The organism is Armatimonadota bacterium (genome assembly GCA_029907255.1).
Taxonomy (GTDB): Bacteria; Armatimonadota; UBA5829; order DTJY01; family DTJY01; genus JAIMAU01.
In genome coordinates this window covers 107,288-133,108 of record JARYMF010000006.1, presented here as the reverse complement: position 1 = coordinate 133,108, position 25,821 = coordinate 107,288, and the positions used below count along the sequence as shown (strand labels likewise).

Below are 25,821 nucleotides of genomic sequence, written 5' to 3'. Positions count from 1 at the left end.
AAGGTGAATGGTACCTTTATGCCTGGAGAGAAAGACTGGCGCACTATAAATGAAGTTAGGGCTGAGGCGATTGTATGTTGCCGATGTGACTTGTGCTACACCCGGACGAACGTCGTGTTCGGTGAAGGCCCATCGCCGAGCGGAATGATGATAGTGGGGGAGGGTCCTGGGCGTGAGGAAGATGAACAGGGGAAACCCTTCGTTGGTGCAGCGGGTCGGGAGCTCAATAAGGTACTTTCTTTGGCTGGCTTGGACCGAGGGCAGATTTGGGTTACAAACATTGTTCGATGTCGCCCGGCAATGCGTGTAGACGATGTCCTTCGAAATCGGCCTCCACGTATGGAGGAGATCAAAGCTTGCGATCTTTGGATGAGCGCCGAGGTTCAATTTGTTTCCCCTAAGGTAATTGTATGCCTTGGTGCTGTTCCAGCCCAGGCGCTCATTGGAAGGAATTTTAAAATGGAGGATGGTAGGGGGCGTTGGTACCAAAGTAAATTTTCAATTCCAACCACTGCTACCTACCATCCAGCTTATGTCCTGCGCCTAAGGGGAGCGGACCGCGAGAGAATTGAGAGCTTGATGATAGTGGATTTTAAAACGGCAAGCTCAAAATTAGTTGGCTAGGAAGGCTAGATAGAGGTGTCCGATGGAAAATACAAGGGTGATTGGAGCGGAGCATATGGAAACGAGTTTTAGGCAAAGACCCATGGCGATTGTGATTATTGTAATTTTCTTGCTGGGAATGGCAGTGGGTGCGCTGGTTTGGCAGGCAAGCACATCTAGCCAGAACATCAGAGTAGCGGATGGGGCTTCTGCTCCAGCAGCATCCCAGCAAGATTTAAGTGCATTGGGCCCAGATGAAAGAAATGTCATTAGAGTGGCGCGAACAGTTGGGCCGTCGGTGGTGAGCGTCCTCAATATGCAGTCACCGAGAATTGGGGCTCCACTTGTGCGAGCTGGGCTAGGGTCCGGGTTGATAGTTCGAGAAGACGGCCTAATACTTACAAATGCGCATGTAATTGAGAATGCCGATAGGGTAGACGTCTCTCTTGGTGCTGGTGCGCCTATGACCGCCAAAGTGCTTGGCGCTGACCCAAGAATTGATATTGCTTTGTTGAAGATTCCACGTAGAGGACTCCAAGTTGCAAAGCTAGGTGATTCAGACAAACTTCTTGTGGGACAGCAAGCAATTGCTATTGGAAATCCGTTGGGATTTGAGAGAACGGTGACTGTTGGTGTGATAAGCGCACTTAATAGGGTAATTCCTGGGGGTGGTGCTCCACTTAGAGATCTAATCCAGACAGATGCATCCATCAATCCTGGCAACAGTGGAGGCCCCCTTTTGAATAGTAGCGGCGAGGTTGTGGGCATAAATACAGCCCTTGTTAGCGGCGAAGGTGGAGGAGGTCTGGGCTTCGCAATTCCAATAAACGTGGCGCAAAGAGCAATAAGCGATGTTCAAAAGTATGGGAGAATAATCGTGCCTTGGATTGGAATAAGCTATGGGGAAATTACACCGGAGATAGCACGAGCATTAGGCCTTCCTGTCTCAGAAGGTGTTATTGTAGCGGCCGTTGTTAAAGGAGGGCCTGCTGACAAAGCAGGTATAAAGCCAGATGACATTATAGTGCAGATAGGCGACCGGAAGGTAACGGGGTCTGCGGTTATCGAGAACTTTATCCGAAATGCGCGCGTTGGCCAAAAGGTAGAGATTGTGATAGTTCGGGACAGTGGGCGCAAGCAGGTAACTGTGGAGCTTGCTGAAATGCCTCGTGAGCTTGCAGTAAGGTAGTTGATAAGCGCTTTGTGAAATAGCATTTTTCACAAGAGGTCCATTTAGACGGCTTATCAAGCATATCTTTGTATTAGGGGGGTTGCAAGAAGAAGTATCGTTAGGATGATTAGCCCTATAGTAGTGATAAGTGCGATGATGTTAAACGCCCGCGAGTTGGTGTATTCCCCCATGAAGAATTGGTCGTTTGTAATCTTAAGGACGAATATGAGTATTATTGGCAGAAGGATGCCATTTAAAACCTGAGGATAGAACATAAAATGTAGCAACGGTAGCCCGGGAATCAGAACAATTAGGCTTGGAATGAGCAGAAAGAAAAGGAAAAGGCCAAAGAATATCGGAGCTTCGCGCGGCGTCTTGTCAAGTCCTGCTTCCCAGCCAAAGGTTTCTGCCGTAGCATAGGAGCTTGTAAGCGGAAGAATTACCGCACCTAATAGCGAGGCATTCAGAAGTCCTATGCCGAATAAAATGGAAGCAAAGCGTCCAGCGAGTGGTTGGAGCGCAAGTGCGACATCGGCAGCATCTTCAATTTTGAAGCCTTGCATTACCAATGGGTAGATCTTTGCCGCACATGCCACAATTATGAAAAACGCTATGAAGTCTGTAAAGAATGCCCCGACGTAAACATCGGCTCTCGCATAAGGAAGATCTTTGGCACGTAGACGCTTGTCTACAACGTAAGATTGGATAAAAAACTGCCCCCAAGGTGTGATTGTAGTTCCGACTACACCAACAAACATTATTAGATAAGGTAAGTTCCACTGTATATCTGGCTTTACTATGCTCACTAGGGCCTCGTTCCAGTTAGGACGAGCAAGAAATCCTGATGCAACGTATGAAAGATAAAGCATGCTAATGATTAGAAAGACCCTTTGCACACGCCGATAGTCATAGCGCGCAACAAGCATGAACACGCCAATTACCGAAAGCGGGATGCTGATATATTTGCTTATGCCAAAAATTTCGAGACTGCTAGCAATGCCTGAAAATTCAGCGGTAGTAGTTCCTATATTGGCGAGAAGCATAATAAGTATGGCAAAGGCAGCCCAGCGCGCCCCGAATTTTTCGCGTATTAGACCCCCAAAGCCTTTTCCAGTCACCATGCCCATGCGAGCGCCCATCTCCTGAGTAACACCTAGGCTAAAGGTTATAAGGATGAGCACCCAAATTAGGCTGTAGCCGAAATGTGCCCCGGCCAGGCTGTAGGTTGTAATGCCGCCCGCATCGTTGTCTGCGTTAGCTGCAATGATGCCTGGGCCAATAGCCGCTAATATTGGAGCCAATCTATGCCTGCTCAGTTTGTTTCGCATCAGGCGTCTCCGTAAGTTACGTTTCTACCTCTTCATGTTGTAGCCGCTGTTCGGGAGCAGTCTGCCTGCGGCCCGGCCGGCCATGCCATGCGTGTGCCGGTATGTGCTCCAACATATCGTCAACCGTTATAATGCCTTTTAGCTCGTTATCATAGTCTACAACCGGTAGCGCAAGGAGGTTGTACTTTTGGAAAAGCTCTGCTGCTTCCCTAAGACTTGCTTCGGGATGAACGTGGATTACCCTTGTAATCATAAATTTACCGATTGGTGTGTCTGGCTCGGCTACTATAAGATCTCTAAGCGAGATTACTCCCACAAGCTTATTTTCTTCGTTGACCACATAAAGATAGTAGATAGTTTCTGCATCGGGCTTGAGTTCTCGCAGGTAGTCAATTGTCTGCTGGGCTGTCATTGAGCTTGAAATAGCGACATAGTCAGTTGTCATCAGTCCGCCAGCTGTTTCATCCCCATAGCTGAGTAGCTCCCGAACATCTTCTGCTTCCGTTGGCTCCATCTCACGGAGAAGTTCCTCAGAGCGATCCTCAGGTAAGTCGCCTAAAATGTCGGCGGCTTCGTCTGGGTCCATCTCCTCAAGAATGTCGGAAGCCCGTTCGGGGTCGATGTCCTCAATAATTTCGGCCTGGATTTCGGGACTCGCTTCAGGGAGAACGTCAGCTGCTGTCTCGACGTCGAGACTCTCAATAACGTCGGCGCGCTGAGCAGGGTTCATTTGCTCAATGATGTCGGCGATGTCTGATGGATGCAGTTTGGAAAGCTTCTCAAGCGGTATTTTGAGTTTGATGGGCCCAGTGGCTCGCTCGAGGGTTTCAACATCATCCCAAGCAATGATTTTCTCGGGCACTTGGCGCTTGAACAATGCATAGAACAGGTTTGCTAGCCATTCGATGCCAAGCTCGCGGAGAAGCCCGCGAGTGGATGCATCTACCCCTAGTAGGCGTACTTGGCCTGGAGTTTCAATAAAACGCACGTCGTTCACGCGTACTACTTTATAGTCGTGAACATCAACAATTTGGCGGTCGAGAACTTCTTTCCTGAGCCAGATGTCGCCTTCACGGGGAGTGTATTCGGTGATTCTATCCTTGCGCACCACCAGGCTGATGCGGTCTACCTCTTCACGAACAAGTCGCCAGGGGATGATTTTTTCCTCACCGTTTCCGACGACTAAAGCAGAGACTATTGGCAATGGTTCGGCAGGCGTGACTATAACGTCACGGGCCTTCCCAATCGGTTCACCAACGCTGTCGAATACTGTCCGACCAAGCACCTGCGTAAGGAACTGCATGGTACCCTCCTTAAACGTTATGATGCCGGCCGAACGCGAGAGAGGAGAAAGAAGAAGCGAGGGTTAGGAAATCTAAGAGTCTAGGCTATCCCCCTCCTTTTGCCGCGCGCTCGGCGGCAGTATATATTACTATTGGCAGGGTCGGCTTCCACCAACCATCACCTCAAAAAACATTTATTACCAATTTTAACCGTAGAGAGTATACCCACATTAATGCTTGTTGTCAAGCATTACAAAAGTGCAATTTGCTTGTAACCTTGACTTTTCGAGATTGGAGGTTTACAATGGGGTTGAAAAATAAAAGGCACAGGGATACCACCCTGCGCCTTGACGTAGCTGGTGCCGAAGGCGAGAGTTGAACTCGCACGCCCTTGCGGGCACATGGTCCTGAACCATGCGCGTCTGCCATTCCGCCACTTCGGCAGGCAAGTAAAGTATAACAGTTTGCAGCATCCTTGTCAATTATTTTCACCTATTTTGGAGAATGGCTCTCTGTGATTCTTACTGTTACACCAAACACTGCAGTTGATAAGACATATACAGTTGAGAATTTCTCAATAGACCGTGTTCACCGACCCAGCGAATGGCGAATCGTAGCCGGCGGTAAGGGCATAAATGTAGCACGGGTTTACAAGGAGCTTGGTGGCGAGGCGATTGCAACTGGCTTTGTTGGCGGCCACAACGGGGAATTCATCCTAGAAGCTTTGCGGGCTGAAGGGCTGAAGGCAGATTTTGTGCGCACCAAAGAGGAGTCGCGCGTTTGCATAGCAATTCTCGACCCCGTCAATCGGACACAAACCGAATTGAATGAGATAGGCCCAAATATAACCGCCGATGAGGTTGAGAGGCTCAAGCTTAAGTTTGAAAGCCTTGTTCCTGGAATGGAGTTTGCTGTGCTTTCCGGCAGCACTCCTCCGGGCGTGCCGGATTCGATTTATCGGGATATGATTGAGATTGCTCGCCAGTACGATGTGCGCTGCGTTCTCGATGGCAATGGTGCTCCGCTTGCAGAAGGATTCAAGGCGCTCCCGTTCATGGCAAAACCTAATATCCACGAGTTGTCCGCAATTGTTGGGCGCCAACTTGGCACGATTGAAGAAGCAGCAGATGCCGCATGCGAATTCGTTAGGCAGGGTATTGAAATGATGATTGTGACCTTCGGACGCGATGGAGCGCTAATCGCCACAGATGATGTTGTTTGGCGTGCAAAATCGCCAGAAATTAATTTTGTCAGCGCAGTTGGGTCCGGCGATGCTTTAGCGGCGGCAGTAGTCTACGCTCTTAGCCAGGGTGCGGCGCCGGAAGAAGCTTTGCGGCTGGGAACTGCAGCTGGTGCGGCAAATGCGATGACTTACGGGGCGGGCTTTTGCTCTCGTGAAGATATCTATAGGCTTGCGGAGGAAGTGGAGCTGGAGCGTATTTAACAGGTGGTGTTGGAAATGGGATCCATACAGTTCCCCGAAATTTTTGTAATTATGCTCCTGGCGTTATTGTTTTTCGGTCCAAAGAAACTTCCGGAAATCGGGCGAACGATGGGAAAAGCAATTCGGGAGCTGAAGAAGGCGGCCAGAGAATTCACATCGTCGGTTGAGGAAATTACCGCAGATGATGAAGATTAACAATCTATAAAGAGAAAGGAAGTGACTTTATTATGCCACACGGTCAGGAACTGATAATTATCCTCGTGATAATCCTTCTCTTGTTCGGTGCAAAAAAACTGCCTGAGCTGGGCAGGTCACTGGGCCAAGGTATCAAAGAGTTCAAGAAATCGTCGAAGGGTCTGCTTGACGAAGACGAAGAAGAAGAGAAGGAAAAGAAGACAACCGAATCGGCTTAAGTCAAAGTGTGTCAGTTGACAACCATCACCATTAATGGTATAGTTTTACTGTTTCGATGGGCAGTACCTGAAATGAGGTGGATTTGATTGGGTGCTTTTTCGCTAATTTTGACCGTCGTGCAGTTTGTGAGCGCTCTCGTACTCATTGTATTGGTCATGCTACAAACAACTAAGAGCGAGGGCCTGACCGGTACAATTGGTGGCAAGGCTTCAGCAACTTTCAAGGGGAAGCCTGGGCTTGATGAAAAGCTTTCACAGCTCACAAAGTGGTCAGCAGTGGGTTTTGCAGTTACGAGCGCACTCCTTTATTGGATTAGCATAAGAGCTGGAGCGTAGATATCCTCTTGACCCCTTTCTTGAGGGACTGGCAAGGTCAAGCTTGCCGGTCCCTTTTGCTTAGACTCGCCTACAATTGACAGCCATTTGCAATTAGTATACAATTGTCTAGTACAACTTCACCCGTTCTCGAAAGGTTGATCTATTTGAAACACGTTTGCATTAAGAAAAATACCCGAACAAATGATCGACCAGATCCGGCTTCCATCCGAGGCAAATGCCCTGAGTGCGGCGAAGATCTGGTTTCCAGATGTTATTACTTAAAAGGCCGAGGATATTTAATTGTTTGGGAATGCTGGGGGTCTCTCCGCAACAAGCCCACATGTACTTACAGGCGTGTCCTGTGAATTGTCACACACATGGGCAATTCGTTGAGAAAATTAGGCTTTTTGCATCCTAAAATCTCAATTGAATTTTTCAAATAAGTGGCAGCAGGAAAAATCAGTTGATATTGCGGGGCGTTAGCAGGATATTTTTGAAAACAAACTGCTGATTTTCGAGCTATGGTGGAACCAAAAGTCCATTGTTGGCGTATTTAAAAGTAAAGGTTTACTTTGCTGTCGCTTTATAGCAAATTGTTTGCCGCCAACTTTCATGGAAGCCTTGCAATTCCTTTGAATAAACGTTATAATATCAATGGCGCAAACTGTCAAAACATTCCAAACCACGCTGTGATGGGCGCGTTAAGCGCGAATTTCTGTCCATCATAGCTGTCTAAAGGATGAACTTATCATGAGCATGACCAGGGATGCATACGCAAAGGAGGTTCTGCGAATCGCAGAAGCCGCTCTCTATCACAATGAGCACCCCGTTTGCCCGCATGACGGCTGCTCGGAAATACTCGAAGTAATCTGGACGTTTGCAAACAGGACTCGTGCGATTGTGTGCCCAGTTCATGGTCCGATATTCAAGGAGCAAGAGCACGAGCCATTCTCCGATCTGGATTGGGAAGCTGCTGAGGCACGAGTTGCTCAGAGCCGCCTCGAAGAAGGCTGGGACGACGGGGAAGATGAGGAGTTCGAGGACGACCTGGACGAAGGTTACGACGACTAAGCCTGTCCAGGGTAACGTTCGAGAAGTGATTCTTCAGCCCACTCTATTTTCTGGGTGGGCTGTTTGCTTTCTAAGGTTAAAGAAGCTTTGACTGAAAAGCATATTAGTTAAGCACCCTAAAATCCAAGCAGGGAAACATCAAGAGAAATTTCTTTGAAGCGGCTTTGCCAAGTAATTTTTGGTTCAATGCAATGTATTGTTTTAGCAATGGAAATTTCCGAATCAAAGAGCCTCCTATCCGAAAGGTTGTATCTTCCTCCAAATTCCACCTTAAAAGTTCCCAATGGAAAACCAATCTTTGCCGCGAGCTCATGGGGTATCTCGATTGGGTCGAACTTGAATGGTGTTGAGCCCCCAATGGCGTGGTTGGCATATACTGCCGAAATATATGCATTCTTGCCCATTGCTCGTGCCGCGGCCAAGCGGAATCCTAGGTCCGTATAGCTATCTCCGTTGTTATAGAATGACTGGCGGAACGAGATGGCAGGAGACAAATAAGTACGGTTGCCAATAGTGTAGGGTCTAAGCCACGCAATTCCGCGAATATCAAATCGGGTAGCTTTAATATGGTTCGGCTCCTCGATAAACTGCCCAATGCCAACTTGCCCTATGAAACTAAGCTTTTGTTCTTGTTTGGGAGGTGTTTCGGCACTCAAAAGACGTATCAACATTATTTCGGGTTGAGCGGCATCCTCCGCTTGTTCTTCCATATCAGTGGAATAGAACCTGTAGGTGATTTCAGGCAAGCGAGATAAGAGCAAATCTGATCTAAGGCCACCATAGTAAGGTTGTCTGTAAGTCAGATTTGCGCTGAACGGCTTTCCAGCAATCCTTTGGAATTCGAACCCGCCTTGGAACATTTGTCTTGTAGAGATTATTATATCCAGAGTTCCGGTGGTATTTGGCCCATATGAAAGATTGAACTTGCTGCCAGCGTGGAGACCATACGTTCTGCTTATGCCTATTTGTGGCAGTTTGAATTGTCGCTTTTTCTTTGTTAGTTTAACGGTGTATTTTGGGACGGAGATAATATGGTTGCCAAAAAGGTATATCGAGACGTGGCGGGCAGTTAACTTCTGCCCTGGGATGAAGGAAAGCTCGCGTGCTGCTAAGTAGTAGTGCGGTTTTGGGCGATCGCAGGTTGTGAAGACGGAGTCTGAAATAGTGTATTTTGCTTCTTGTGACTTTAGCTCCTTGCCTTTAAAATAGAAGTTATCCAAGACGGCTGTAGCGTCACTAGCTAGTCCCTCGCCAGTAATGAAGTTGTACGAAAAGCTGCCACTCTTTAGGAGGCGATCGCCCTGCCTGAACTCGACGCCTCCTATGGCTTCCAATGCTCCTGTTCCGGCATTGCCGCTGACTTTTTCTGCAATAAGGTCAATGTCGCCGTAGGTGACCTTAACATTGCCTTGTGCAGTAAAATCTTCGGTTTCGAAATCGTAGCTCTCAAAATCAGCTACGATGCGCACCTCATTGGGTTTATTTTCCTCCTCCGCGTGCGCTGAATGTACGGTTAGCAGTATGCTGAGGGTTAGTAGAAAGATTTTACGCACTGGTAAGCCTACTTTATGCGAAATCACGGCTTATTTCATGTTCTATTTGTTCGTCCAGCTTGTCAGAAGGAATTTGTCCCATGCTGAGGCGGAAGTCCTCATCGTCATAAAAGCGTGTTTGAATCACAATAGGCATTGGTACTGCATGACCAAGAATCAATGCTTGCTGCTTACTGTCAAGGGTTGCAAGCACGCCTCTTAATCCTGATGCGTTGCTCACGCCTGTCAGCACCGCGTCAATATCCCTCTCATCGTTTAATAGACAAGTTATTCGCGTGCCAACCTGCGATAATACCTCATCGTCAATCCCTGAAGGTCGCTGGTCCACAACTAACAGCGTCACATTGTACTTACGCATTTCGCGAGCGATTGTTCCAAATATTGTTTGATTCGCCACCGGCGGGCTGAGAAATTTGTGTGCCTCCTCTATGGTAATTATAAGGGGCGTCGGCTTTGACTCACTTCCACCCAGAGCTTCCTCAGTCTTTTTTACGTAGGCATCGTGAATCCGCCTAGTAAGTATGTTGGCGACCAGCATGTACCTAAGGGGCTGGGTATGCTGACCAAATTCGAGCACTACGTGTTTGCCATCATCAAGATAGCTCATTATTTGTTTGACAGCATCTATATCTACACGTTGCAAAGAATCATCAATTAAGAATGATTTACAGCTTTCGGTAAGCACCTTAAGTTTTCTCTGCAGTGCTTCCAAAGAGCGCTGGTGTATGTTGTTGGTTTGGCAAAATTCAACCATTTCTTCAGCGCTCATTTTTACTAGTTTGCTAAGCCACAAACTCTCCCCGAATTTATTTATGAGGGCGTATGATGTCTCCAAAGCAGTAGGGGCGAGATTAAGTTCATTTTGGAGGAGTATAATATCATCAACGGTTACCTGGCTGTAAGGAATTTTTACCTCGAAATCAACTGGTGCTCCCCTCCGCCTAGATGATTCAGGGTCGAGGGAAAACACAGCAACACGGTCCTGGAAATATTGCTTTAAGCCTCGAACTTCTGCCCTGCCGCCATCACTTTCAATCGTTCCCTTCCAACCGTATTCGCTGTGCATATCGAAGACTAGATTGACAGCCTTGCGGTTCTTGATGATGCCGCAGAGAACGATGCGGGTTAGGAACGTTTTTCCTGTGCCGGATTTGCCGAATATTCCGTTGCTACGTTCGACGAAGCGATCTAGGTTCAGACAGACTGGCGTATCTTCCATATCGAGTGGCGTGCCAATGTGGAAGAACTTTGGGTCTGCCTTCTCATCGCCGAATATCCGGCTGACATCTGTTTTATCTGCAGTAAAAACTGGGCTAAAGTGTCCAGGAATCGTTTTAACAGGTCGGAGTTCGCCTTCTGAACCCGAGGGGAGCATAAGCATCGGACGAAGTTGAATTGTTCCATATGTTGCTGTGCCGCTGATAACCTGGTGCATAAGTTCATTATCGCGCCTCGGAGGATTGTCGAGTAAGCCGCGGATTGAAGTCTCAAGCACAACGTCGGTAATCATCGAAAAGAATTCATGCTTTTCGCCCTCGATGACAACAAACTTACCTGCACGGATATCCTCGACCGATTGGTCTGGATGGAGTTTCATCTTAAGGCCTTCAAGAAGAGAGCCGCTCACCACTAAACCGATTTCTTTTCGACTGGGTGGAGCCACAAATCCCTTGTTTTCGTTTCCAGTGCGGTCATTCATGGAGCAACCCTCCTTATGATTGCTTCCAAGCGTTCATAGTCATCTTTTAACAGATTGGCAAGTTTTTTCCCAGCGGCAACTTTGAATTCAAAATCGTTTGGCTGATGTGCTCTTGCCGCTTCACGAATGCATGCCGCAATTACTTCGTCTGATGGGGCGTTGCGGAAACTTGACAACGTTCTAAGAAAGTCCATACTTTGTGTAATCGCACGAATTTCATCGGTGGTGCAAGGATAGACAAAATAGTGTATCTTAGGCGGCCGAGGCGGCAGGTACCGACGGATGCGTCCATTTTCTGAGAAGCCAATAATTATGGCTCTAAATTCGGTCATTAACAGCCATTCTGCAAGCTCAGGTTGTTCTTCCTTTAGCTTTTCTTCGTCTTTCCAGTAAGCCCTGGGCCGTCGGTTTGAGTCAACATTCATCGTGGCTGAGTGGTAGACGATGCCGAAGATGGCAGGTGGAATCTGTAATTCCTCCTCGCCTTCGACGAGCGATTTATATGATTGGCTGAAGGTTCCCTCCAAACGCTTCCATGGTTCCTCGAAGGGATCTTTTTCTTCTTGTGAGCTAGTTATGGTTGGCAGAGATTCCGGACTTGTTTGTTGCAAGTCGAAAGGAACCTTCACGAAGCTGCCGAATGCCGGTGGGGCATGGAGCTCGCGGCTCTCGGCAAGAAATTCCGTAGTTGTCGCTTCAATTATCTCGCCAATGCACTCCTCGGATGTCATCTTTTGCTCCTACTCTAGCTTTTTGATGCTATGTAAAAGAAAATGAAATTAGAATCCCTTCGATATCCTTTTCAAACTGTGGCTTACACGTACGCCATGCTTTACGAAAAAGTGCTTTATCAATTCGAAGAATTCAGCTTTGTCTTTTGCGGTAACGACTGCTCGCTCGTGAGCCTGTGAGAGGGCAACAGGATAGCCCCGGCCTTTTTCTGCTTGGTCATAGCACACAGCATGGACCATATTAAGAAGCTCGTCGTCCTCCGCAACCCACTTTGGGATTTCCAGCCTAGCTACCTCTTGCCCAAGGTTCAAGTAGCAAGCTTGAACTTCATGTTCTCCATATTGTGCCAGTATTTTTGATCTGCTAGTGAAGAGAGCAGATCGGCAACCGGGCTCCAAACGCCTCTCAAATATTACTCCATCGCTGAGTTGATTTACCGCATCACAAGGGCGAGGTGGCTCTCGCCCGCATTTGTCGCAGTCGACTTGTTCGTCTGGACAGAGCATTATCCTAAGGGAGTTGACGAAATCTTTGCTTCCCGGGTCGCTAATATAGCCTACAATTGGTATGCGTTTTTCTCTCGCAGTTTCGAATACCTTAAGGTATTGAGCTAGCACCCTATTTTTGTAGTCTGTTGGCTCGCTTTCAAGGGTCCATCGTATTAGGCTTCCGTCCCACAGTGCCACAGCCGGGATGCCCTTTGACGCAACCTCTCGAAGTGTTTGCTCGAGGTGGTCGCTTTCGGCGAGGGTTCGGCGGATGCCGAGAAATTTATCAGCAATTTGCACGCGACGGCCAGCATAGTCTTCATATAGTTTATCTTCTGTGTAGCACAACTCGGGTTTTGTTTCGGCATATGGCCGCTCGCTGGTTCCGTAGTAGATAACAACAGCCGCCGTGTTAATTAGAAAACACAATGCAATTTCATGCTTGCCAGGGGCGATCTGTGAGCCGTCAACCGCGATTACAGCATGGGGATGTGGACACGTGGGACACTGGTGAGCCACATCCAGGGGCTCAAGGAAGTCAGCAATCAGCCAGGAGGTCCTGGCTTTTTCGATTCGGCTGTGGGCGCGGTTAACATCTGAACATATGTCGTTGATAACTCTATTCGCCACCGAGAATTGATCGCCCAGCCCCCTAAGTACATCTGCTTTTTCACGGGCAAACTCTTTCACGGCGGGTGCGATTTTCTCTAGTTCAAGCATGTTGGCAACCGGTCTAGCAGAAAAAGTAAGGCGAACGTGTGTTTTGCCAATAATAACAAGGGCAGTGCTCTTTGTCAACGAAAGGTTACTATCTAAGCGCCCTAATATTGTCGTTGAAGTTGTATTATGATATAATTTTAAAAAATCACTCTCCCCACAGGGCGAGTGGCGGAATGGCAGACGCAGCGGACTTAAAATCCGCCGGGGAAACCCATGTGGGTTCGACTCCCACCTCGCCCACCACCCCGATTAGTAATTTAGATTTTCGCAAATAAAGGAGTAAATCATAATCGTAACTCATAAAGAGTTTCTTAGAGACCTCAACTTGTATTCATAGTAATTTCGAAAAAGAGTTTTAAATGCGGCTAATTGTTTTACCTTTGGGTTTCCTAATAAGTTTTATTGCATCCGATGTATGCGCACAGGCGCTTTACGTTACGTGGCCTTCGCAGATAGAGGTGGTCGAGGGCGAGACATTCGCACTCGAGTGGTCTGCCGGTGGAGCGGAGACCGTCGTCGTTGCAATCAGTGGCACTCGCACACCGCTTGGCGGTCAGTCGCGTGGGGAATTTTCCTACTTAATTGGAAAGGTACCGGCAGCTCAGAGTGTGCTCCACTTCACGGTGCCTTGGATTGATTCACTTGTCTTTTCGGTTAAAATCAAGGCTTATAATGACGCTGGTAAGCTTTTGGGGAAAGAGGAGAAATCATATCGGTTTCGCCCTGCAGTTCTCGCAAACCGAAGGGCTGATGGAATCTATCTTGATTTGCATTTGCGAATTAACCAGCGACTATATGTGCAGAGGGATGGAAAGCTTACTCATGCTTATCTAACAACATCCTCGGCGGCCTATAATTGGGTTTACTCGCCCAAAAGTCCACGAAGAATCCATGATCATGCTGGCGTTTTCAGCATTCTTTCTAAAACGAAATACCATTGGTCATCGCAGTTTAATGTTGCCATGCTTTGGGCAATGCGGTATCACGAGGGGCACTTTATCCATGCCACACCTAGAACTCAATATTACCTCTTAGGACGTCCCGCTTCTCATGGATGCAATCGACTAACAATCCAAGATGCAAAGCAACTCTATGAAATGACGCCTCTAGGTACGCGTGTTGAGATTATTGGCCCGAAAGGTTAATAGAAGTTAGCCGTTTTTACTATTTGCCTCATGGGTATTCTTTTTACGAATTTCCATATTTGCAAAAGGGTTTACATATAGGAGGGAACAACATGTCGGCAGTGCTAGCAGAATTCAGTGTTACGCCAATGGTTGAAGGCGAGATGAGGCCTTTCGTGGATACGGCAATTGAAGAGATAAAGAAAGCTGGATTGAAGCACGAGGTGGGCGCTTTGGGCACTACCATAGAGGGAGAGTTGGACCAGATTCTGGAAGCGGTCAAGCATGCGCATCAGTCGGTTCTTGCTAAAGGCGCCCCCCGAGTCATTACAGAAATTAGGATTGACGAGAAAAAGGGAGGCCTCTCTATGGAGAAAGAACTGGAAGGATATAGATAGACACCTTTCTTGCAGCAGTGTTTCTTGCCGACCATCCGGTTGTTTGGGTGGTTGGCATTTTTCTTGACAGCAAGCGGTTTTATCTCATATAATATCATTTAAGCGGGCGTAAAGACTTACTCGCTTGAAAAGTGCTTTGGGTACCACCATTTATAGGGCGAGTGTAATGTTTGCGATAAACTTCTATTCAGAAGCCTATGCGGATATGCTCAGGAAAGGTCGCAAAACGGCGACAATCCGGCTTGGAGACAAGAGCGACAAATATCGCTCTGGCCAGCTAGTTTGGATAACAGTTGGGCGCAAGTATGGCCCAAGGCAAAGGCTTTTCACTGCAATAATTGATAGCGTAACTGTCAAGCGAGCTTCTGAGCTAACCCCACGCGAGGTTGAAAAGGAAAGTCCCGAGCTTCGACATGTGGAAGATGTAATTAACCTCCTTAGTCGTATCTATGACCGCCCAGTTACCCCTGAGGATCTTGTTACAATTGTTCATTTTTCTCGCGTAATGGAATAAGGAAAACTGTAAATTTTATGGCAGGGCGTCTATAAAACACCCTGCCACTTTATAAGCTTTTGCAATCGTTAGGCAATTACCAAAGACTATGCTTGCCTTTAGTAGCTTTCTGTTTTCGCTTGATTCTCAACGGCGTGCTTGGACCCTGTTCAAACGCAGGAAAACCTCCTCGCCGCCGATTTTTATCTTCGAGAACGACTCTCCATCATTGGTTTTGCTTAAAGAGTTGGCCAGAGTTTCCTGGCAAATGTAGTCCGAATGCTTTATAATCGCCTCTTCAAGCTTGCCGTCAGTATTATATTCAATCGTTATTCGGTCTTCTACGTTGAAACCGCATTCTTTTCGCATGTTTTGGATATGCCGTACTAAATCTCTTACAAGGCCTTCCTGGATTAAGTCGTTGGTGAGTGTGACATCCACTGCAACCACTGTTTCAGCTTCTTCGGCACAAGTCAAATTGTCTGGCGTTACTGCTTCGACTGAAAGCTCATCTGGACCCAAAGTTATGGCTTGGCCGTCTATTTCTAGCGTAATGTTTTCCTTAGAAAGAACTTTTGCAGCTATGTCACCGTTGTTTCCAGAGGCAAGAGCCGCTTGTATCTTTGGCATTAACTTGCCATATTTTGGCCCAAGAATAGAGAAGTTAGGTTTAATTGCGTACCTTATTAGCGCTGACGCATCATCCACCAGCTTAAGCGCCTTTATGTTTAACTCATCGAGAATCAATCTTTCATTTCGTATGACTGCTTCGCGCTCAATTTCGTTGGCTGGTTTAATCATGAGCGCTGAAAGTGGCTGGCGAACTTTTATCCCAGCGGTGTTGCGAGCGGCGCGCCCGAGTCTCACAATTTTCATCACAGCATCGGTTTCTTCCATTAATCTTTGGTCAATCATTGACTCGTCTGCTACCGGCCAATCACATAAATGAACGCTCTCTGGCGCGTTGGGTGATACTGAGCATACTAAATTTTGGTATATTGTCTCAGTCATAAATGGCATTATTGGCGCAAGGAGCTTTGTAAGCGTAACTAGTACCTCATATAAGGTTGAGTATGCCGCCTCCTTGTCCTCGTCGGACTCGCTTTTCCAGAACCTTCGCCTGCTTAAGCGGACGTACCAATTTGAGAGGTCATCCACGAATGCTTCAACCGCATGGGTTACATGAGCAACATCGAATGCTTCCATAGCCTTTGTTGCTTCAGCGACGAGGCTGTGCAGTCGAGAAAGAATCCAGCGATCGAGCTCGGATTTTTTTGCCTGGTTTGATTTTTCAGATGGTAACCACTTATCAACTACTGCATAGGTTGTAAAGAATGAATATACGTTCCAAAGGGTGAGCAGATTGCGAACTACCTCTGCACCTTTGCTGTAGCCAAAATTTAGGTTGTTTTGGATATTCGACCCTGCATAAATCCAGCGCATAACATCAGCGCCCATTTTCTCAACTGCCTCATCAAACCATATAGCATTTCCATGGCTTTTATGCATGGGGCGGCCATGTTCGTCGTGAACTTTCTCATATACCAGCACTGTCTTGTATGGTGCCCTGCCTACCAGGGTTACACTCATAAAGAGCATTGCGTAGAACCAAAGGCGGATTTGTTCCCGCATTTCCACGACAAAGTCAGCAGGGAACCACTTTTGCCAGTATGAATTGTCTTCCTCGAGGTAACCGAGCGTCGAAAAAGCGACAATACCAGCATCGAGCCAACAGTCACCAACCTCGGGAATACGCTCAGCAACCTGCCCGCATTTTGGACATTTGATCTTGACGGCATCTATCCATGGGCGGTGAAGCTCGCGCAATTGCTCTAAGCCGCAGACTGCTAGCGATTCGAGCTCCTTTTTCGACCCTATTATTGTCATCTCACCGCACGCACACTTATAAAATGGGAGAGGGAGTCCCCAGAAGCGTTTTCGCGAGATACACCAGTCGCCCATATTGTTGAGCCAATCTTCCATCCGCTTGCCAGCATAATCCGGTACCCAGTGAACTTTTCTAGCTTCGCGAATCATAGGCTCTCGGAGTTGGTCGCATGCTATGAACCATTCATCTACTAGCCGGAAAACGAGTTCTTCATGACACCGCCAGCATACGGGGTACCTATGCAAATACTCTTCAGTCTTATAGAGCATTCCTTTGTTTTCCAGATCTTGGAAAATCAGAGGTGCCACGTCACCCACGAACTTTCCTTCGAGCCAACCGAATCCGCTGTAGTAATAGCCATTTTCGTCAATGGGTAAGATTACAGGCAGCCCAAGCTCTTGCGAAAGCTCGTAGTCTTCTGCACCGCAGCCAGGAGCGATGTGGACTACACCTACTCCCTCTTCCTCGCCAACGAGGTCCCAAGGAACTACCCGTGGCTCAACTTGCGATTGGGCTGGCAAATCAAATAGTGGCCCCTTGTAGTGCAGTCCGACAAGTTCGCTACCTTTAACGGTGCCAAGTATTTCATAATCGCCGTTCAGTTTTGAGATAGTTCCAGCTGACAAGTAGAGGATTTCATTGTTTTGTCTTACCTTGGCATAGTCAAGGTCTGGATGAACCGCTAGCGCGACATTGCCCGCGAGCGTCCAAGGCGTGGTTGTCCATACCATCATGTACTCGCCTTCACGCTCCAATATTGGTAGCTTAAGGTATACCGACGTGTGAGTCATTTCGCGGTAGGAATCAATTAGTTCATGCTGAGAAAGCGAAGTGCCGCATCGAACACACCATGGCATAGCCCGTTGACCCTTGTAAAGCCAACCTCTCTCATGGCAGGTCTTCAGAAAATGCCAGATATATTCGATGTTGGTGTCAGTATACGTAAAGTACGAGTTTTCCCAGTCCATCCACTGGCCAAGCCGCTTCGATTGCTCGGTTTGTATCGCAGAAAATTTTTCCACGCGCTTACGGCATGCCTCAGCGAAGCGGTCTAGCCCATATTCAAGGATTTCACGCTTGGAGTTTAAGCCTAGCTCTTTCTCAACTTCGACCTCGACCCAAAGACCCTGGCAGTCAAAGCCGTTCTGATAGCGCTGGTCATAACCTTGCATTGCCTTAAAGCGCTGGAAGATGTCTTTGTAGGTTCGGCCCCAAGCATGGTGGACCCCCATAGGGTTGTTCGCTGTTATAGGGCCATCAATGAACGACCAATGCTTCCGGCCATGGTTCTTTTGCCTTAATTTATCGAATATTCGTCTTTCTTCCCAGAATTTTAGTACTTCGTGTTCCATCTCTGGAAAGTTCAAACTGCTCTTTGCTTCTTTAAACATCGAACGACCCCCAAGAGCTAGAATGACTTAGTATTGGTATAGCTAATTTGAAATAAAATAGCCTCTCGACCCACTAACGGGACGAGAGGCATAAGCCTTCGTGGTACCACCCATTTTCGCCAACGGCTCGCGCCGCCGACCTCGCAGAGAACTAGGAACCAACGGATAACGAGAAAAATCTAGGTTAATACGTTATTCGTTGCATTCCGACATTCTCTTGCTCTGTAACGGGAGCTCCCGTGAACGACTAATGGCAAACACAACATCCGCGCCTAACTACTCTTTCGACCGAAATGGTTGCTGGTTGTGCTTGTTTTCGCCGTTCCAGCTCGAAGGTGATATTCCCCGCCGACATTAGGTTCCGGTTCTCAGCTGCCCCGGTTCTCTGTAACCATGTCGCTAATTCGAACACTTTAGCGTAATACTGCGCCTAATTAGTTTGTGATTCGAATTCCCAGGCATTTCCTGGAGCGGGTACTCGTCCTCGTCTTCGCCTTTTTCGGTTTTAAGTTGACTTAGCTACTCATTATACTTTTTAAAAAGTCGTCTTGTCAACAGCATAAACGACTCTTCAGTAGAATGCTGCCATTGCGATGCATTCCGCTTACCAAAGCACAGTTTTCGTCCTTAAAAGTTAAATATCTTTCTAAACCTTCGTTTCTGACCTATAGTCGAGCGCAAACCTTTCCGACAATATTGATTGAGCCTCCTGGCAAATTTTAGTAGGATTGACAGCAAAGGAGACAAGGATGCCGCAGTTGAGAAAAAACCCGGTAACGAGGGAATGGGTGATCATAGCCACCGAGCGTAGCAAGAGACCATCCGATTTTTCCCAAGCCGAGAATACCTCACAAAGACCGGCATTCAGCGCCACTTGCCCGTTTTGTCCAGGGAATGAGGAAATGACTCCGCCTGAGGTGCTGGCTTTCCGTCCTCCGGGAAGTCCACCTAACAGCCCAGGTTGGTGGGTAAGGGTGGTATCTAACAAATTCCCTGCACTGGCTATTGAGGGAGACCTCGACCGGGGTGGCGTTGGGATGTATGATTTCATGAATGCGGTAGGGGCACATGAGGTAATCATTGAGACTCCGGAGCACGACAAGTGCATGGCTACCATATCATCTCGCCAAGCGCAGGAAGTATGGTGGGCTTGCCACCAGAGAATACTTGACTTGAGGAAAGATCCTAGATTCAAGTATATCCTAATATTCCGCAATCATGGGAAGGTAGCCGGCGCATCCCTCGAACATCCTCATTCCCAGCTGATTGCCCTGCCCATGGTTCCGATGGAAGTGAAACAAGAAATTGTTGGCGCCGAAAGATACTATGATTATCATGACCGATGCATTTTTTGCGACATGATTCGCCAGGAACTTAACTTTGGTCAAAGAGTGATTGTGGAGACAGAGGACTTCATTGCATTTGAGCCGTTTGCGCCAAAATTCCCGTTTGAAACCTGGATCATGCCGAAGAGGCACTATAAGTCATTTGCCGAGAGCCAAGAGATAATTCCTGCATTCGCAGATGTAGTCCAGAGAGCACTGCAAATGATAGGAAAGTGCCTGAACTATCCGCCATACAACTATACTCTGCACACGGCACCATTTGATGCCGAAAAAGATCACACTTTCCATTGGCATCTTGAGATAGCCCCCAGGCTCACCATCGCAGCAGGCTTTGAGATGGGGACGGGCATATACATAAACGTAACGGCACCTGAGGATGCTGCGAAGCACCTTAGAGATGCAGCAAAGCAGCCAGACAACACGGGCGGCAAATCCGATACTGAGAAGGATAAAGCCGAAGTTTGTGTCCACTGAAAGTCCGCTTACAATACCCACAATCTAAAGGCATAAGAGGGTAGCCAAAAAGCTACCCTCTTATGCTTCCATTTAAACTTCAAAGCGAACAATGGGAGTTTCATGTCGCTTTTGTTTGAAGTTCGTTGAATATGGGTTCAAAAACTGTGAACTATTGGGGGACTACTTGACTTTAGGGAATGCATAGTATATACTACAGCTCGGTGTTTTACGCTTATGTATTGATTTTTCAACCTTTGTTAAGGAGAATGATATCATGACCAGGCTACAACTCTCTGCACGGAGTAGGCAGAGCCTATTGAAAAGCTACACGAAAAAGCTCCGGCGTGAGGGCAAGATACCTGCTACAGTATATGGCAAGGATTTTGAACCGAAGGCGATAGAGATAGAGAGCGAGGAATTTGAGCAAATTCTCAAATCGCCAGGTGGGCGGCTTGCATTAATAGACCTAAAAGTTGATGGCAAAACATCAAAAGCTCACCCTGTGCTAATTCAAGAAATTCAGAGGAATCCAATTACGAAGAAAATAATCCATGTTGACTTTCACAGAGTTTCCCTAAACGAGCCAGTGCATGCATCAGTACCGCTCGTGCTGGTTGGGGAGGCGCCCGGACAGAAGCAAGGTGGGATTCTTGAGCAATTCGTACGTGAGCTCGAAGTTAAGGCGTTACCTGACCATATACCACCGCACATTGATGTAGACGTCTCAAAGCTTGAGCTGGGCGAATCGGTGCACGTGGGCGACCTAGTAGTGCCGGAAGACATTGAAGTGCTAGGGCCACCTTCGGATATCGTTGTTGCCACAGTGAGAATGCCGGCCGTGAGGGTTGAAGAGGTGGCGCCCGCTCCCGAAGTTGCCGAGGAAGCTCCAGCGGCTCCAACCGAGGAATCATCGGAAAAGGCAAAGGAGTCCTAATTATATTGGGAATATCGTGTTTTTTAGAGCCTCGGCAAAAAGAACCGCCGAGGCTCTTTTTATTTATTGCAGTTTTTCGTCTTTTAAGCGCAAAACCGCCTGCGCAAGGTCAATTCGAGTAATTATGCCGATCGGCGCCCCCTCGCGGGTGACCGGGAGCACTTTGAGCCTTTTCATCAGCATTATTGAAATTGCGGAAATAAGCGGATAATCTTCACCTATCGCTACGACGTCCTTCGTCATAAAAGAAGAAACAGGTTTATTTCGCACCTGTTCAGCCCGCGCTGCCATTAAAAAATCATAGTCCATTTTGCTAGATTCGTCGGGCTTTACTATTTCATATGCGGGTAGTACCAGTTTCATAACGTCATGTTCGGTAACAATGCCTGCAAGTTTGCCGTCATTATCTACAACTGGGATGCCGCTGATGTCCGACTCGGCAAGCATTGAAACTGCCTTTTCGAGAGTGGTGTCGAATGTTGCGGTTGGTATATTTTGTCTTATCAATTCTCCTACTTTCATTTCCACCTCCCCTATTTATCTACAGCAAAAACAATATACGATAAACTGTAAAAAGGTTAACCAACCTAGCGCAAAAATCCTTTAGTTATTTAACTACAGAAAATTGGAGATAAAAGAAATACTATTGTTGTAGAGTATCAAATGGTTCAAGTATCGCCTGGGCATTAATAACGTGTCGAACTTTTTATTCATCGCGCTGAAGCATATCAGTGTATATGCCAGGTGTACTGTCAGGGATTAAGGTAGCACCGACGCACTTTGAGTAGAAATCCACTGGCCCAACACCGCCTATTATGGCGTAAGCATATCCCATTTCCCTCATCGCCCGCAGGCACTCTATGAGGATAACCTTGCCAATCCCCTTGCCCCTATATTCCTCATTCACTCCAGTTGGCCCAAAGAACCCACGGCACGTTACTTCATAACAGCCAAAGCCGATGATCTTTTTCTCGTGAGTGGCGATGAAAATTGTAGGCGGTTGAGAGGAAAAAGCGGTGTCGGCTTCGTCTGCCCAGACCTCAGACCATTTGCTGAGCACGTACCTACGAACAACCGAGCGTTCGAGTGGGCGCGCACGTCTAATGATAATGCCCTCAGCCATGAGTCGCTCCATGTCTTCACGGTCGTCGGGTAGATTTAAAAGATGAACGAGCATATCAGCCATTTGAAATCCTTACTCCTGTAATTTTGAATATAATGTCGAAAGCTTCCTTTTTTGGGGATCGTTCGAGGAGGCATAGCGCTTCATTAGGGAATCAAACCCATTATACATGTTCATGGCAGCATTCTTATACATGTTTAAGATTGCCACTCGTTTTTCTGGACTGAATTGCCGATATTCTCCTGCCGCATCCCTCGCAACTCTTTCATCATAGGCTTGAAGGGCGTTAATGGTTTCCGTTAGAAATGCAAGCTCATAATCGACGTTAGATTCCTCTTTTATGAGGTTCATCATCGAGTTAAGCGCTGAGAGTAGAGGTTTGGTGAATGACTCCGAAGGCTTTGGCTTATTTGCAAGTTTGATTCCAAAAATCCCTTCTGCTGACTTATAATTCAATTTTTTAACTGCGTCTCGAGGCCACTCGCCTGTCATTGTAATCTCTACTTGGGCCCGTTTCGGCAGCGAGGCAAATGGTAGGACAACCCGGTCTTTTTCGGTCTGAGTTATGATTTTCCCATTAACTTTAACTGTTTTGACCTCCGGACCGTTGTTTTTGACAGCTATGAAAATTCGCTTTTCTCCGAAACGTATGGGCTCCTTTTGAACATATTCGCTTATGAAAGCCGGCAAGTGCGGGTAGAGTGTCAAGCTGTCGGCTTTGTATACATATTCGAAAAGCCCACGGATAGTTGCGGCGGGGATTCCCAAGGCGTCGTAGCATAGGTTGGTTAGCCTATCCTTAAACCAGATATCGTCCCCAAAATTGGTCAGCGGTGCATCCATCTGGTAATCCCGCACGAACTTCATGGATTGAAGATTTGAACACCAGACATCCTCATATTTTCCTAGTCGGTAGTAGGCAATTATTGCTCGGGCTTCCATGGTGGACCATACGCCGCCGTTAACCCATCTGCCGTATTCCCAAAGACCATTTAGATTCGTACTATCCCATGCTTCATATGTATCGTCAAGCGAAGGATAGTTTGTTATGAGAAAGTCATGCGGTCGGAGCTGAGGAATTGAAGCAATCTTCGCGTAAATTTTATTGGCCTGGGCCTCATCCACAACGCGGAAACATATGGCATCAACATTAGGGGCAACTTCAAAGTAACCATATTTCTCATTGCCAAATACGCCGTGTTTTGTTCCATTAACCTCCATTGATTTGACGAAATAGCCCTCCGAAGTCATAAGCAGCGGCAGGGAATCTCTTGTTATTTTACGCCGTTGCTCATAAAGCTTTGCCTTTTCCTTGTCGCCGACAAGCTTAAATAGCTCAATCATACGGTCACATGCAGCGATGTAATTAACCGAAAGTCCGGCTAGATATCCTCTACCAAAGCTTCCATCTGGCTGTCGTATGCCTCCATAGCTCGGTGCTAGGAGATTAGCCGCTGGGCCCACTAGAAAAAGGCCATTAGCATCACGCCTAGTTTCTATAAAGTTGCATGCTCGCTCTAAGTTTGGCAAGTACTTTTTTATTGCAGCCTTATCTCGCTGGATAAGAAGTAGTTCTGCCTGCATTACCACGCCAGCAGCGGTGAACTCAAAACCCCAATCATGGATTGGCCAATTGCAGTCGCCCTGTACCATATGGGCGCCGGTTGGAAATGCACAGTCACATAAGCACCCATCCGGCCCTATGAGGTCGTGTTCGCGTTTTGTCTTTCCATCTCCTTGGTGCTTAAACCACATATCTTGCGAGTGTTGAAGGAACGTCAGGTATGGTTCCTGCAGAAATGGTAGTGAGCAATATGTTGGCCCGTAGCTGTTCTGAACCCACCATGCCATCCATGTCGGAAATCCCTCAATCAAGCAGTCCCACTCTGGGTAATAAAGCATAGAAATATTTTGGGTATCTGGATTTGCATGGAAGAAGCCGAAGGATTGGTCAATCAATTGCAGGAACGCTACATCGCCCTTCCCCTCGCAATAGCGCCCCGAATATTTGCCGGCATTTGCATCCGACATGCTTATCAACATTGCTAGCACTCCGAAGATTATCAATCTCATGCTTAATGTAAATCTCCTGAAATAATCACTCTGCGGATAAGAAAACGAACGCCAGCACCTGCGTTGGCACAAGGATCGATTCTTAGCCTAAGTAGAGGTGTGCCCGTTTTCCCCCAGCAGACTATCTCTGATATGTCAACCGTTGGGTATCCTTTTGTTGGCCAAGAAACATTAGCAGAAGCGAACCCACAGAACTCTGGCATTAGGCCAGTAGACCAGTAAATCTCCATATCGCGTTGCTCGATATCGGTTGTATTGCTTATTATCTTCCCTTCTATAGTGATGTGCTTTATCTGGTGCGTTGGAATTCGCATCTCAGGAAGTACAATCTTTGGGTCGCTGCCCTTCGCTTCGAATATAGTTCCTTCAGGTGTCCTTTCTATGGCAGATATGTTATCGAGCCAAACATCCTCCATTGTTATGCCGCCGGTGGCAAAGTCTATAATATACGGCATTTTTACTTCGGGTACGTCAAAACTCCTCCCACGCCGCGCCAATTTCGGTTTTTTGCTGGGCCACGGCTTTAGCTCGTTTTCCTTGGCAACCTTCAGCTCATCGGGCGTGAGCACGCTCCACGATTCAATCTCCTGTGCAGTTGGAAGTGACTCGTTAGGCGACCGTTTGCCAAGCACATTTGCCAAAACCTTGAGGAATCCGAAGCCATGTTCCTTCGATGGCTCGATACAAGCGCCCTCGCCCCATTCATTCCAAGCCTCAATCATCACGACTGGAGATGCTGGATTGATTTGCTTGAGTGCGCCCCTGAACATTATTTCAAATGCTTTAGGCGTGCTTCCGACGTTCATGAAGGCATTTTCTAAACCACGGCGCGGACGGTCATCCCATCCTGGGAACGTCGCTGGCCAATATGGAATGCCTGCCTTCATGCTATCTTTTTTGACCTGCTCGTAAAAGCAATCGGAAAGCATCACAGCAAGGTCAGGATAAGGCACAGCTTCAGTATTCCATACTACGCTTGGAGGGCGCATCCATGAGTACGTGTAGGCGGTGAAAGCGTCAAAGCCTATTTCTTTTAACATGGACATATATTCGCGGGAGCTACCATGGTATAGCGCTACAAGGTAGAGGCCCTTGAAGCCATTTTCTTTTGCGCGTTTCCTCATTGCGGCCAGCGTATCCTTGAGAACATCAGGGCCGCCAAAGCTAAGAAGCTGGCGTATGTCATATATCATGAATACTGGGCATCCGTTTATTTTCAAGTAGTTCGGGCGATGGAAGTATCTTGCACATAAGAGGTCTGTCATCTCGAGAATAGCAGGCTTTGTTTGGTCAAGCGGCTTAAGCCACCATCCACCGCCGTGATTGCACCAGTGAATGCAAAACTTGATGTCTTTTGCATTCTTGGCTTGCAGGAACCCGCGGTCCAGTGATTCGTAGAGGAATTCCTGGCCGGCGTTGTAATACCAATCGAAAGCAATAAAATCTATTCCGTGGGAGGACATCCAGGTAATGTAGTACTTCCATAGCCGAGGGTCTGCATCGTTATAGAATCCACATAGCGGTCGTGGAACGGCGGCCTTCATAATTGCTGACCGCCATTCGCTTGTTTCGCCTGATGGATTCTTGGCGGCACGATACCAGCCTGGAAAGTAGTAGACTCCAATCATCGGCTTGACCTCCGTTGCATAAGAAGCATGGTGGGCTAGCAGCCCAATGCAAGCCATTGTGGTTATCAGGAATAGGTGGGGAAAAGCAGGGAAAAATAAAGGATAGGATGCTTTTGTGTAACTCACGCTAATTGCTCCCTTTTC

23 protein-coding genes and 2 tRNA genes are annotated in these 25,821 nt (G+C 47.4%); 13 read left to right on the top strand and 12 right to left on the bottom strand.

Going from position 1 to position 25,821, the window contains the following annotated elements:
• The first annotated feature begins 18 nt into the window (after nucleotides 1-18).
• Both QHH26_07130 and QHH26_07125 read left to right on the top strand, forming a co-directional pair.
• Entirely contained in the window at nucleotides 19-624 is a 606-nt protein-coding gene (locus tag QHH26_07130) for a uracil-DNA glycosylase (protein MDH7481729.1), read from the top strand.
• 22 nt (nucleotides 625-646) lie between these two features.
• A complete protein-coding gene (locus QHH26_07125; protein MDH7481728.1) occupies nucleotides 647-1,792 on the top strand; it encodes a trypsin-like peptidase domain-containing protein in 1,146 nt (381 codons plus the stop codon).
• 56 nt (nucleotides 1,793-1,848) lie between these two features.
• On the opposite strand, the gene QHH26_07120 is transcribed toward QHH26_07125, so the two are convergent.
• The 3 genes from QHH26_07120 to QHH26_07110 form a co-directional block, all read right to left on the bottom strand.
• Nucleotides 1,849-3,102: a divalent metal cation transporter gene (locus QHH26_07120; protein MDH7481727.1), complete on the bottom strand. Its 1,254-nt coding sequence runs from the start codon at nucleotides 3,100-3,102 to the stop codon at nucleotides 1,849-1,851.
• 16 nt (nucleotides 3,103-3,118) lie between these two features.
• Nucleotides 3,119-4,405, bottom strand: a complete 1,287-nt coding sequence (locus tag QHH26_07115) for a CBS domain-containing protein (GenBank protein ID MDH7481726.1) — start codon at nucleotides 4,403-4,405, stop codon at nucleotides 3,119-3,121.
• A 337-nt stretch (nucleotides 4,406-4,742) separates the two neighbouring features.
• Nucleotides 4,743-4,828, bottom strand: a tRNA-Leu gene (locus QHH26_07110).
• A 71-nt stretch (nucleotides 4,829-4,899) separates the two neighbouring features.
• On the opposite strand from QHH26_07110, the gene pfkB reads away from it, so the two are divergent.
• The 5 genes from pfkB to QHH26_07085 all read left to right on the top strand — a co-directional run bounded on the left by pfkB (nucleotide 4,900) and on the right by QHH26_07085 (nucleotide 7,631).
• Nucleotides 4,900-5,829 (top strand): 1-phosphofructokinase, encoded by a 930-nt coding sequence (gene pfkB / locus QHH26_07105; protein MDH7481725.1) that lies wholly within the window; start codon nucleotides 4,900-4,902, stop codon nucleotides 5,827-5,829.
• A gap of 15 nt (nucleotides 5,830-5,844) precedes the next feature.
• Nucleotides 5,845-6,024, top strand: coding sequence for a twin-arginine translocase TatA/TatE family subunit (gene tatA / locus QHH26_07100; protein MDH7481724.1), 180 nt, complete (start codon nucleotides 5,845-5,847; stop codon nucleotides 6,022-6,024).
• Between the two features lie 32 nt (nucleotides 6,025-6,056).
• Nucleotides 6,057-6,242, top strand: coding sequence for a twin-arginine translocase TatA/TatE family subunit (tatA, locus tag QHH26_07095; GenBank protein MDH7481723.1), 186 nt, complete (start codon nucleotides 6,057-6,059; stop codon nucleotides 6,240-6,242).
• A gap of 87 nt (nucleotides 6,243-6,329) precedes the next feature.
• A complete protein-coding gene (gene secG / locus QHH26_07090) occupies nucleotides 6,330-6,578 on the top strand; it encodes a preprotein translocase subunit SecG (GenBank protein MDH7481722.1) in 249 nt (82 codons plus the stop codon).
• Between the two features lie 732 nt (nucleotides 6,579-7,310).
• On the top strand, nucleotides 7,311-7,631 hold the full coding sequence (locus tag QHH26_07085; protein MDH7481721.1) for a hypothetical protein: 321 nt from the start codon (nucleotides 7,311-7,313) through the stop codon (nucleotides 7,629-7,631).
• A 116-nt stretch (nucleotides 7,632-7,747) separates the two neighbouring features.
• Here QHH26_07085 and QHH26_07080 read toward each other — a convergent pair whose 3' ends face one another.
• The 4 genes from QHH26_07080 to QHH26_07065 are packed head-to-tail and all read right to left on the bottom strand — an operon-like array spanning nucleotide 7,748 to nucleotide 12,901.
• Complete coding sequence (locus tag QHH26_07080; GenBank protein MDH7481720.1) at nucleotides 7,748-9,184, bottom strand: hypothetical protein; 1,437 nt, start codon at nucleotides 9,182-9,184, stop codon at nucleotides 7,748-7,750.
• A gap of 13 nt (nucleotides 9,185-9,197) precedes the next feature.
• Nucleotides 9,198-10,883 carry an ATP-binding protein gene (locus QHH26_07075; GenBank protein ID MDH7481719.1) on the bottom strand — a complete coding sequence of 562 codons (1,686 nt, stop codon included), beginning with the start codon at nucleotides 10,881-10,883 and terminating at the stop codon, nucleotides 9,198-9,200.
• Complete coding sequence (locus QHH26_07070; GenBank protein ID MDH7481718.1) at nucleotides 10,880-11,614, bottom strand: hypothetical protein; 735 nt, start codon at nucleotides 11,612-11,614, stop codon at nucleotides 10,880-10,882. The genes QHH26_07075 and QHH26_07070 overlap by 4 nt, the downstream gene beginning before the upstream one ends.
• Before the next feature lie 48 nt (nucleotides 11,615-11,662).
• Nucleotides 11,663-12,901, bottom strand: a complete 1,239-nt coding sequence (locus QHH26_07065) for a DNA double-strand break repair nuclease NurA (protein ID MDH7481717.1) — start codon at nucleotides 12,899-12,901, stop codon at nucleotides 11,663-11,665.
• Between the two features lie 81 nt (nucleotides 12,902-12,982).
• On the opposite strand from QHH26_07065, the gene QHH26_07060 reads away from it, so the two are divergent.
• The 4 genes from QHH26_07060 (at nucleotide 12,983) to QHH26_07045 (ending at nucleotide 14,859) form a co-directional block, all read left to right on the top strand.
• Nucleotides 12,983-13,066 (top strand) — tRNA-Leu (locus tag QHH26_07060).
• A 116-nt stretch (nucleotides 13,067-13,182) separates the two neighbouring features.
• Entirely contained in the window at nucleotides 13,183-13,968 is a 786-nt protein-coding gene (locus QHH26_07055) for a L,D-transpeptidase (GenBank protein MDH7481716.1), read from the top strand.
• Between the two features lie 92 nt (nucleotides 13,969-14,060).
• On the top strand, nucleotides 14,061-14,345 hold the full coding sequence (locus QHH26_07050; protein MDH7481715.1) for an MTH1187 family thiamine-binding protein: 285 nt from the start codon (nucleotides 14,061-14,063) through the stop codon (nucleotides 14,343-14,345).
• A gap of 166 nt (nucleotides 14,346-14,511) precedes the next feature.
• Nucleotides 14,512-14,859, top strand: coding sequence for an ASCH domain-containing protein (locus tag QHH26_07045; GenBank protein ID MDH7481714.1), 348 nt, complete (start codon nucleotides 14,512-14,514; stop codon nucleotides 14,857-14,859).
• Between the two features lie 126 nt (nucleotides 14,860-14,985).
• On the opposite strand, the gene ileS is transcribed toward QHH26_07045, so the two are convergent.
• A complete protein-coding gene (ileS, locus tag QHH26_07040) occupies nucleotides 14,986-18,117 on the bottom strand; it encodes an isoleucine--tRNA ligase (GenBank protein MDH7481713.1) in 3,132 nt (1,043 codons plus the stop codon).
• Between the two features lie 749 nt (nucleotides 18,118-18,866).
• On the opposite strand from ileS, the gene galT reads away from it, so the two are divergent.
• Both galT and QHH26_07030 read left to right on the top strand, forming a co-directional pair.
• Nucleotides 18,867-19,937 carry a galactose-1-phosphate uridylyltransferase gene (gene galT, locus QHH26_07035; GenBank protein ID MDH7481712.1) on the top strand — a complete coding sequence of 357 codons (1,071 nt, stop codon included), beginning with the start codon at nucleotides 18,867-18,869 and terminating at the stop codon, nucleotides 19,935-19,937.
• 256 nt (nucleotides 19,938-20,193) lie between these two features.
• Nucleotides 20,194-20,853 (top strand): 50S ribosomal protein L25/general stress protein Ctc, encoded by a 660-nt coding sequence (locus QHH26_07030; protein MDH7481711.1) that lies wholly within the window; start codon nucleotides 20,194-20,196, stop codon nucleotides 20,851-20,853.
• A gap of 63 nt (nucleotides 20,854-20,916) precedes the next feature.
• Here QHH26_07030 and QHH26_07025 read toward each other — a convergent pair whose 3' ends face one another.
• From QHH26_07025 to QHH26_07010, 4 genes are all read right to left on the bottom strand, one after another.
• Entirely contained in the window at nucleotides 20,917-21,375 is a 459-nt protein-coding gene (locus tag QHH26_07025; protein ID MDH7481710.1) for a CBS domain-containing protein, read from the bottom strand.
• A 184-nt stretch (nucleotides 21,376-21,559) separates the two neighbouring features.
• Complete coding sequence (locus QHH26_07020) at nucleotides 21,560-22,039, bottom strand: GNAT family N-acetyltransferase (protein ID MDH7481709.1); 480 nt, start codon at nucleotides 22,037-22,039, stop codon at nucleotides 21,560-21,562.
• A 9-nt stretch (nucleotides 22,040-22,048) separates the two neighbouring features.
• Nucleotides 22,049-24,049 (bottom strand): hypothetical protein, encoded by a 2,001-nt coding sequence (locus QHH26_07015; GenBank protein ID MDH7481708.1) that lies wholly within the window; start codon nucleotides 24,047-24,049, stop codon nucleotides 22,049-22,051.
• 2 nt (nucleotides 24,050-24,051) lie between these two features.
• A complete protein-coding gene (locus QHH26_07010; GenBank protein ID MDH7481707.1) occupies nucleotides 24,052-25,803 on the bottom strand; it encodes a glycoside hydrolase family 99-like domain-containing protein in 1,752 nt (583 codons plus the stop codon).
• Nucleotides 25,804-25,821 lie beyond the last annotated feature (18 nt).

What these genes read in the sequence shown, in the direction of transcription:
- QHH26_07130 (MDH7481729.1), top strand. Translation starts at nt 19, where the DNA reads ATGCCTGGAGAGAAAGACTGGCGCACTATAAATGAAGTTAGGGCTGAG.
- QHH26_07125 (MDH7481728.1), top strand. Translation starts at nt 647, where the DNA reads ATGGAAAATACAAGGGTGATTGGAGCGGAGCATATGGAAACGAGTTTT.
- QHH26_07120 (MDH7481727.1), bottom strand. Translation starts at nt 3,102, where the DNA reads ATGCGAAACAAACTGAGCAGGCATAGATTGGCTCCAATATTAGCGGCT.
- QHH26_07115 (MDH7481726.1), bottom strand. Translation starts at nt 4,405, where the DNA reads ATGCAGTTCCTTACGCAGGTGCTTGGTCGGACAGTATTCGACAGCGTT.
- tatA (MDH7481724.1), top strand. Translation starts at nt 5,845, where the DNA reads ATGGGATCCATACAGTTCCCCGAAATTTTTGTAATTATGCTCCTGGCG.
- tatA (MDH7481723.1), top strand. Translation starts at nt 6,057, where the DNA reads ATGCCACACGGTCAGGAACTGATAATTATCCTCGTGATAATCCTTCTC.
- QHH26_07085 (MDH7481721.1), top strand. Translation starts at nt 7,311, where the DNA reads ATGAGCATGACCAGGGATGCATACGCAAAGGAGGTTCTGCGAATCGCA.
- QHH26_07075 (MDH7481719.1), bottom strand. Translation starts at nt 10,883, where the DNA reads ATGAATGACCGCACTGGAAACGAAAACAAGGGATTTGTGGCTCCACCC.
- QHH26_07070 (MDH7481718.1), bottom strand. Translation starts at nt 11,614, where the DNA reads ATGACATCCGAGGAGTGCATTGGCGAGATAATTGAAGCGACAACTACG.
- QHH26_07055 (MDH7481716.1), top strand. Translation starts at nt 13,183, where the DNA reads ATGCGGCTAATTGTTTTACCTTTGGGTTTCCTAATAAGTTTTATTGCA.
- QHH26_07050 (MDH7481715.1), top strand. Translation starts at nt 14,061, where the DNA reads ATGTCGGCAGTGCTAGCAGAATTCAGTGTTACGCCAATGGTTGAAGGC.
- QHH26_07045 (MDH7481714.1), top strand. Translation starts at nt 14,512, where the DNA reads ATGTTTGCGATAAACTTCTATTCAGAAGCCTATGCGGATATGCTCAGG.
- ileS (MDH7481713.1), bottom strand. Translation starts at nt 18,117, where the DNA reads ATGTTTAAAGAAGCAAAGAGCAGTTTGAACTTTCCAGAGATGGAACAC.
- galT (MDH7481712.1), top strand. Translation starts at nt 18,867, where the DNA reads ATGCCGCAGTTGAGAAAAAACCCGGTAACGAGGGAATGGGTGATCATA.
- QHH26_07030 (MDH7481711.1), top strand. Translation starts at nt 20,194, where the DNA reads ATGACCAGGCTACAACTCTCTGCACGGAGTAGGCAGAGCCTATTGAAA.
- QHH26_07025 (MDH7481710.1), bottom strand. Translation starts at nt 21,375, where the DNA reads ATGAAAGTAGGAGAATTGATAAGACAAAATATACCAACCGCAACATTC.
- QHH26_07020 (MDH7481709.1), bottom strand. Translation starts at nt 22,039, where the DNA reads ATGGCTGATATGCTCGTTCATCTTTTAAATCTACCCGACGACCGTGAA.
- QHH26_07015 (MDH7481708.1), bottom strand. Translation starts at nt 24,049, where the DNA reads ATGAGATTGATAATCTTCGGAGTGCTAGCAATGTTGATAAGCATGTCG.